The 7,536-nt window shown below is 65.6% G+C and carries 6 protein-coding genes and 2 pseudogenes; all 8 read left to right on the forward strand.

From position 1 onward, the window contains the following. Positions 1 to 428 (forward strand): DUF4115 domain-containing protein (locus tag JMF90_RS15670; RefSeq protein ID WP_236597984.1); only part of this gene is annotated, 428 nt, incomplete at its 5' end. Between the two features lie 112 nt (positions 429 to 540). After that, positions 541 to 1,846 (forward strand): annotated as a pseudogene (ispG, locus tag JMF90_RS15675) (flavodoxin-dependent (E)-4-hydroxy-3-methylbut-2-enyl-diphosphate synthase). Positions 1,847 to 1,866: 20 nt separating this feature from the next. Next, the gene (gene hisS, locus JMF90_RS15680; protein WP_011549689.1) at positions 1,867 to 3,207 is read left to right on the forward strand and encodes a histidine--tRNA ligase; all 1,341 of its coding nucleotides are present in this window, start codon (positions 1,867 to 1,869) and stop codon (positions 3,205 to 3,207) included. Positions 3,208 to 3,262: 55 nt separating this feature from the next. Further along, positions 3,263 to 3,892: a tetratricopeptide repeat protein gene (locus JMF90_RS15685; RefSeq protein ID WP_006478678.1), complete on the forward strand. Its 630-nt coding sequence runs from the start codon at positions 3,263 to 3,265 to the stop codon at positions 3,890 to 3,892. A 41-nt stretch (positions 3,893 to 3,933) separates the two neighbouring features. After that, a complete protein-coding gene (gene bamB, locus JMF90_RS15690) occupies positions 3,934 to 5,079 on the forward strand; it encodes an outer membrane protein assembly factor BamB (protein WP_011549691.1) in 1,146 nt (381 codons plus the stop codon). Between the two features lie 247 nt (positions 5,080 to 5,326). Beyond that, a complete protein-coding gene (gene der, locus JMF90_RS15695; RefSeq protein WP_011549692.1) occupies positions 5,327 to 6,664 on the forward strand; it encodes a ribosome biogenesis GTPase Der in 1,338 nt (445 codons plus the stop codon). 141 nt (positions 6,665 to 6,805) lie between these two features. After that, positions 6,806 to 7,045, forward strand: a complete 240-nt coding sequence (gene hfq / locus JMF90_RS15700; protein WP_006399927.1) for an RNA chaperone Hfq — start codon at positions 6,806 to 6,808, stop codon at positions 7,043 to 7,045. A gap of 57 nt (positions 7,046 to 7,102) precedes the next feature. Further along, positions 7,103 to 7,536: pseudogene (locus JMF90_RS15705) on the forward strand (GTPase HflX); the annotation flags it as partial.

Genomic DNA, 7,536 nt, shown 5'->3' on the forward strand with positions numbered 1-7,536 from the left:
TTGCGAATGAGGTTCCGGCCCCGGCTGCTGCATCGGCGACTCCGGCGCAGGCGATCGCGTCGGCCGTTCCGGCGCCTGCGGCCCCAGTCGCGACGGCGGCTGCGTCGCAGCCCGTGGCGGCAACGGCGGCGGCCAGCGCGGCCGCACCGGCCCAGCCGGCGAGCGTCGTGGTGGCGGCAGGCCAGTCGATGGTCGAACTGAAGGTCAAGCAGGATTGCTGGTTCAGCGTGCGCGACAAGAACGGCAAGGAGCTGTTCTCGGCGCTGGTGCGCGCCGGCGAAACGAAGCAGGTGGCCGGTGACGGGCCGTTCAAGGTCACGATCGGCAACAAGGCCGGCCTCGACGCGGTTGCGTTCGACGGAAAACCGGTCGATCCGGCAAAATATTCGGCAGCGCGGGGTAACGTGGCGCGGTTCACGTTGCCCTGACGTCAAGCGCCGTGGCGAAGGCCTGTCGTCGATCTCGGCAGGCCGTGAGGGCACGGCGCTTTTTCAATTCATGCGCCACGTTGCGGCGCATTCCGCGTAAATGGATCTATCGATGCAATCCGAAGCTCAATCCCCACGCAGCAGTCAGATTTGTTCAACCGAGCCGGTGTTCGGCGGGCATCAGCCGCGCCGCGTATCGCATGCGGTGGATGTCCGCTGGGGCGGGCAACTCGTGACGATCGGCGGCGACGCGCCGGTGCGCGTGCAGTCGATGACGAATACCGACACGGCCGATGCGATCGGCACGGCGATCCAGATCAAGGAACTCGCGAATGCGGGCTCCGAGCTGGTGCGCATCACGGTCAACACGCCCGAAGCCGCGGCCGCCGTGCCGGCGATCCGCGAGCAGCTCGACCGGATGGGCGTGACCGTGCCGCTCGTCGGCGATTTCCACTACAACGGCCACCTGCTGCTGCGCGACTATCCGGGCTGCGCCGAGTCGCTGTCGAAGTACCGGATCCAACCCCGGTAACGTCGGTCAGGGTGCGAAGCGCGACACGCAGTTCGCGCAGATGATCGAGGCCGCGGCGAAGTACGACAAGCCGGTGCGGATCGGCGTGAACTGGGGCAGCCTCGACCAGGACCTGCTCGCACGCATGATGGACGAGAACGGCGCGCGCGCGCAGCCGTGGGACGCGCAGAGCGTGATGTACGAGGCGCTGATCCAGTCGGCCATCGGCTCGGCCGAACGCGCGGTCGAGCTCGGCCTCGGCCGTGACCGCATCGTGTTGTCGTGCAAGGTCAGCGGCGTGCAGGACCTGATCGCCGTGTACCGCGAACTCGGCCGCCGCTGCGGCTTCGCGCTGCACCTCGGGCTGACCGAGGCCGGCATGGGCTCGAAGGGGATCGTCGCGTCGACGGCCGCGCTCGGCGTGCTGCTGCAGGAAGGGATCGGCGACACGATCCGCATCTCGCTGACGCCGGAGCCGGGCGCGTCGCGCACCGGCGAAGTGATCGTCGGCCAGGAAATCCTGCAGACGATGGGCCTGCGCTCGTTCGCGCCGATGGTGATCGCGTGCCCGGGCTGCGGCCGCACGACGAGCACGCTGTTCCAGGAACTCGCGATGCAGATCCAGACCTACCTGCGCGAGCAGATGCCGGTCTGGCGCAAGGAATATCCGGGCGTCGAGAAGATGAACGTCGCGGTGATGGGCTGCATCGTCAATGGCCCGGGCGAATCGAAGCACGCGAACATCGGCATCAGCCTGCCGGGTTCGGGCGAGAACCCGGCCGCGCCTGTCTTCATCGACGGCGAGAAGGTCAAGACGCTGCGTGGCGAGCGGATCGCCGAGGAATTCCAGCAGATCGTCAGCGACTACGTCGCACGCAATTACGGCCGCACCGAGGCCCTGAACTAATTCGTCCACACACACGAACGATGACTGAACAGAAACGCAAGATCGAGAAGCTCACCGGCGTCAAAGGCATGAACGACATCCTTCCGCAGGATGCCGGCCTGTGGGAATTCTTCGAAGCTACCGTGAAATCGCTGCTGCGCGCGTACGGCTACCAGAACATCCGCACGCCGATCGTCGAACATACGCAGCTCTTCACGCGTGGCATCGGCGAGGTCACGGACATCGTCGAGAAGGAGATGTACAGCTTCACCGACGCGCTGAACGGCGAGAACCTGACGATGCGCCCGGAAAACACCGCGGCCGTCGTGCGTGCGTCGATCGAGCACAACATGCTGTACGACGGCCCGAAGCGCCTGTGGTACATCGGCCCGATGTTCCGTCACGAGCGTCCGCAGCGCGGCCGCTATCGCCAGTTCCACCAGGTCGGCGTCGAGGCGCTCGGCTTCGCGGGTCCCGATGCGGATGCCGAGATCATCATGATGTGCCAGCGCCTGTGGGACGACCTCGGCCTGACCGGCATCAAGCTCGAGATCAACTCGCTCGGCCTCGCCGAAGAGCGCGCCGCGCACCGCGTCGAACTGATCAAGTACCTCGAGCAGTTTGCCGACGTGCTCGACGAGGACGCGAAGCGCCGCCTGTATACGAACCCGCTGCGCGTGCTCGACACGAAGAACCCGGCGCTGCAGGACATCGCGCAAAACGCACCGAAGCTGATCGATTTCCTCGGCGACGAATCGCGCGCGCATTTCGAAGGGCTGCAGCGCCTGCTGCTCGCGAACAACATTCCGTTCAAGATCAACCCGCGTCTGGTGCGTGGCCTCGATTACTACAATCTGACCGTGTTCGAATGGGTGACCGACAAGCTCGGCGCACAGGGCACGGTCGCGGCCGGCGGCCGCTACGATCCGCTGATCGAGCAGCTCGGCGGTAAGCCGACCGCCGCGTGCGGCTGGGCGATGGGCATCGAGCGCATCCTCGAGCTGCTGAAGGAAGAGGATCTCGCGCCCGAGCAGGAAGGCGTCGACGTGTACGTCGTGCACCAGGGCGACACCGCGCGCGAACAGGCGTTCATCGCGGCCGAGCGTCTGCGCGACACGGGCCTCGACGTGATCTTCCACTGCAGCGCCGACGGCGCGCCGGCGAGCTTCAAGTCGCAGATGAAGCGGGCCGATGCAAGCGGCGCCGCGTTCGCGGTGATCTTCGGCGAAGAAGAGGTCGCGAACGGCACGGTGGGCGTGAAAGCGTTGCGCGGCGCGGGTGCGGAAGGGGAAAAGAACGTTCAGCAGACCGTACCGGTCGAAAGCTTGACCGAATTCCTAATCAATGCGATGGTTGCATCCGCCGAAGACGGCGACGACTGATCGCGCTGGCATCCGCTCGACAAGAAAAGCCTGAACAGGAAGGAATCGCTCGCCGATGAGTTATCACGACGAACAAGAATCGATTGAAAGTCTCAAGGCGTGGTGGGCCCGCTGGGGCAACCTCACCACGTGGATCGTGCTCGCGGCGCTCGTCGTCGCGGCCGGTTTCAACGGCTGGAACTACTGGCAGCGCCGTCAGGCTGCCGAGGCGTCCGGGCTGTACGAGCAGGTCCAGAAGGCTGCCGCCGCGAACGACAAGGCAACGATGGCCCGCGCGGCTGCCGACATGGAAGACAAGTTCGGCAGCACGCCGTATGCGCAGATGACGGCGCTCGCGGCCGCGAAGACGCTGTATGCGGCCGGCGATGCGGCCGGCGCGAAGGCTCAGCTGCAATGGGCCGTCGATCACGCCAAGGACGACGAGTACAAGCAGATCGCGAAGCTGCGTCTCGCGTCGCTGCTGCTCGACGAGAAGGCGTACGATGCGGGCCTCGCGCTGCTGTCGGGTACGCCAGTCGATGCATTCAAGGGCCTCGTGGCCGATCGTCGCGGCGATCTGCTTGCCGCGCAAGGCAAGACCGACGACGCGCGCGCGGCATACAAGCTCGCGCTCGACGGCCTGTCGAAGGACGACCAGTCCGCGCGCCAGCTCGTGCAGTTCAAGCTGGACGCGCTCGGCGGCTGAATTCCGGTCCCCTCAACCTCTTAACTCTGCTTCGCTAACCGATGAATTTGCTGAAACGTTACGCTGTGCCCGTTGCCTGCGCGGCGGCTGTCCTCGCTTTGACGGCTTGCTCGTCGTCGAAGGATGCGCGCCGCGTGCCGACGCCGCTCACCGAGTTCAAGCCCGTCATGGACGTGCAACAGGTCTGGAAGGCGAGCGTCGGCAAGGGCGGACGCTACCTGTTCTCGCCAGTGGCCGTGGGCGACGCGGTCTATGCGGCGGGCGAAAACGGTGCGGTCGAGAAGATCGACGCGAAGACGGGCCAGACGCTGTGGCGCTCGAAGGTCGGTTCGGACCTGTCGGCCGGGGTCGGCAGCGACGGCAACCTGACCGCGGTCGGTGCGTTGAAGGGCGGCGTGTTCGTGCTGGGCCCGGACGGCAAGCAACTGTGGAAGACCAGCGTGCAAGGCGAGATCTTCTCGCCGCCGCTCGTCGGCAACGGCCTCGTGGTCGTCCGCACGATCGACGGCCAGGTGATCGCGTTCAACGCGCAGACGGGCGAGCAGAAGTGGAACTACCGCAACCGTGCGGTGCCGCTGAACCTGCGCGTGTCGGCGGGCATGACGTTCGCGGGCGACGCGGCCGTGCTCGCGGGCTTCCCGGGCGGCGGTCTGGTCGCGATCAACCTGCAGACGGGTGAGCCGTTCTGGCAAACCCCGGTGTCGTTCCCGAAGGGCGTGACCGAAGTCGAGCGCATCAACGACGTCAGCGGCCCGCCGACGCTCGTGGGCGCGGAAGCCTGCGCGGTGACGTTCCAGGGGCAGCTCGGCTGCTTCGATGCAAACTCGGGCCGGCCGCTGTGGGAAAAGCCGTTCTCGAGCCGCAGCGGCCTTGCGCAGGACGATTCGGTGGTCGCCGGCGGCGACGACTGGTCGGTCGTCACCGCGTACGATGCGGCCACGGGCAACCAGCTCTGGCGCAACGACAAGCTGAAGAGCCGTGACGTCGGCGTGCCGTACCTGCTCGGGCATGCGGTCGTGATGGGCGACTACAAGGGCTTCGTGCACTTCCTGTCGCGCGAGGACGGCAGCTTCATCGCGCGGATGAAGACCGACGGCAGCGCGATTACGGCGGCGCCGGTCCTCGCGGGCAACACGCTCGTCGTGCAGACGAAGGACGGCGGCCTGTACGGGTTCCGTCCGCGCTGACGCGCAGGAAACAGGTGCGGCCGTGGCGCGGCGGGCAGGTCCCGCGTGCCGCGGCCGCGCGACTTGAAGGCGGCCGGCGTTCCCGGCCGCTCGGTATTTGAAAGGCAGTTCGAGACGAAAGACGACGGCGCGCAACGCGTGCCGGGCGCGCGCATCCGGCGCGGCGCGAATTCGTGATATTTTCATTCAGCGCAGCCGCCCGCAGCAGCGGGCCTCCCGCTGCTGCGCTTCACCGTAGAAAACACAGATGAAACCGGTCATTGCCCTCGTTGGGCGCCCCAATGTGGGGAAATCCACGCTGTTCAACCGGCTCACGCGCTCGCGCGATGCGCTGGTCGCCGACTTGCCCGGCCTGACGCGCGATCGCCATTACGGCGAAGGGCGCGTCGGCGAACGGCCTTACCTGGTCGTCGATACGGGCGGCTTCGAACCCGTCGCGAAGGACGGCATCCTGCACGAAATGGCGCGCCAGACGCGGCAGGCCGTCGAGGAAGCCGACGTCGTCGTGTTCATCGTCGACGGCCGTAACGGGCTCGCGCCGCAGGACAAGTCGATCGCCGACTACCTGCGCAAGACCGGCCGGCCGATCTTCCTGGTCGTCAACAAGGCCGAGGGGATGAAGTACACGGCGGTCGCGACGGACTTCTACGAGCTCGGGCTCGGCGATCCGCGCGCGATCTCGGCCGCGCACGGCGACGGCGTGACCGACATGATCAACGAGGCGCTCGAAGTCGCGTACGCGGGTCAGCCCGAGGAAGCGGACGAGGACGATCCGTCGCGCGGCATCAAAATCGCGATCGTCGGCCGGCCGAACGTCGGCAAGTCGACGCTCGTCAACGCGCTGATCGGCGAAGACCGCGTGATCGCGTTCGACATGCCGGGCACGACGCGCGATTCGATCTACGTCGACTTCGAACGTAACGGCAAGAAATACACGCTGATCGACACGGCCGGCCTGCGCCGCCGCGGCAAGGTGTTCGAGGCGATCGAGAAGTTCTCGGTCGTGAAGACGCTGCAGTCGATCTCCGACGCGAACGTCGTCATTCTTCTGCTGGATGCGCAGCAGGACATTTCCGACCAGGACGCACACATCGCCGGCTTCGTCGTCGAGCAGGGCCGCGCGCTCGTGATCGGCGTCAACAAATGGGACGGTCTCGACGACCACGCGCGCGACCGCGCGAAAGCGGATTTGACCCGCAAGCTGAAATTCCTCGACTTCGCGAAATCGCACTTCATTTCGGCCGCGAAGAAGACGGGCATCGGCGCGCTGATGCGCTCGGTCGACGACGCGTACGCGGCCGCGATGGCGAAGCTGCCGACGCCGAAGCTCACGCGCGCGCTGATCGAGGCCGTCGAGTTCCAGCAGCCGCGCCGTCGCGGCCCGGTGCGTCCGAAGCTGCGCTATGCGCACCAGGGCGGCCAGAATCCGCCGATCATCGTGATCCACGGCAACGCGCTCGACGCGGTGACGGAAACGTACAAGCGTTACCTCGAAAACCGATTCCGCGAAACTTTCTCGCTGACCGGGACTCCATTGCGCATAGAGTTCCGTTCGTCGAACAACCCGTACGCGGACAAGGGCTGAAGCACGCCCCGCAAGGCATCGGCCCCATGGCCAGTGGCCGGGCGGGGCAGGCAAAATCAGCTATAGTGTAGCGATTGGCGCCGGATCTCTTTTTCTTCGTCGCCAATCCAGATCAACCTGCAAAAAAAGATGGAGTACGCCATGAGCAACAAAGGGCAATTGTTACAAGACCCGTTTTTGAACGCACTGCGCAAAGAGCACGTTCCCGTTTCGATCTACCTCGTCAACGGCATCAAGCTTCAAGGGAACATTGAATCGTTCGACCAGTACGTCGTGTTGCTCCGTAATACGGTGACCCAGATGGTTTACAAGCACGCCATCTCGACGGTCGTGCCGGCGCGCCCGGTGAATTTCCACCCGGACGCGGAAGCCTCGTCCTAACTTATCGCAGCGGCCGGCATCCGGTCGCCGCGAGCGACCGATGCCAGCCGCCTTATCTTGACACCCGATAATTTGATCAACGCAGCGCTCGTCGGCATCGATTTCGGCAAGACCGATTTCGAAGCCAGTCTCGAAGAACTCAGTCTTCTCGCCTCCAGCGCGGGGGCCCGTCCCGCCGTCACCCTCACCGGTCGTCGCGCCAGTCCCGATGCCAAGATGTTCATCGGCAGCGGCAAAGCCGATGAATTGCGGCTTGCCTGCGACGCGCACAACGTCGAAATCGTCATCTTCAACCACGCGTTGGCGCCCGCCCAGCAACGCAATCTGGAGCAGGCACTTAACAGGCGCGTGGTCGATCGCACGAGCCTCATCCTCGACATTTTCGCGCAGCGTGCCCGCAGCCACGAAGGCAAGCTGCAGGTGGAGCTCGCGCAACTTCAATACCTGTCGACCCGGCTCATTCGCGCGTGGACCCACCTCGAGCGGCAAAA

The organism is Burkholderia sp. E168m23, from assembly GCF_016586125.1.
GTDB lineage: Bacteria > Pseudomonadota > Gammaproteobacteria > Burkholderiales > Burkholderiaceae > Burkholderia > Burkholderia orbicola.

Bases quoted from the DNA above. Each gene is read 5' to 3' on its own strand.
- hisS (WP_011549689.1), top strand. From the start codon at position 1,867: ATGACTGAACAGAAACGCAAGATCGAGAAGCTCACCGGCGTCAAAGGC.
- JMF90_RS15685 (WP_006478678.1), top strand. From the start codon at position 3,263: ATGAGTTATCACGACGAACAAGAATCGATTGAAAGTCTCAAGGCGTGG.
- bamB (WP_011549691.1), top strand. From the start codon at position 3,934: ATGAATTTGCTGAAACGTTACGCTGTGCCCGTTGCCTGCGCGGCGGCT.
- der (WP_011549692.1), top strand. From the start codon at position 5,327: ATGAAACCGGTCATTGCCCTCGTTGGGCGCCCCAATGTGGGGAAATCC.
- hfq (WP_006399927.1), top strand. From the start codon at position 6,806: ATGAGCAACAAAGGGCAATTGTTACAAGACCCGTTTTTGAACGCACTG.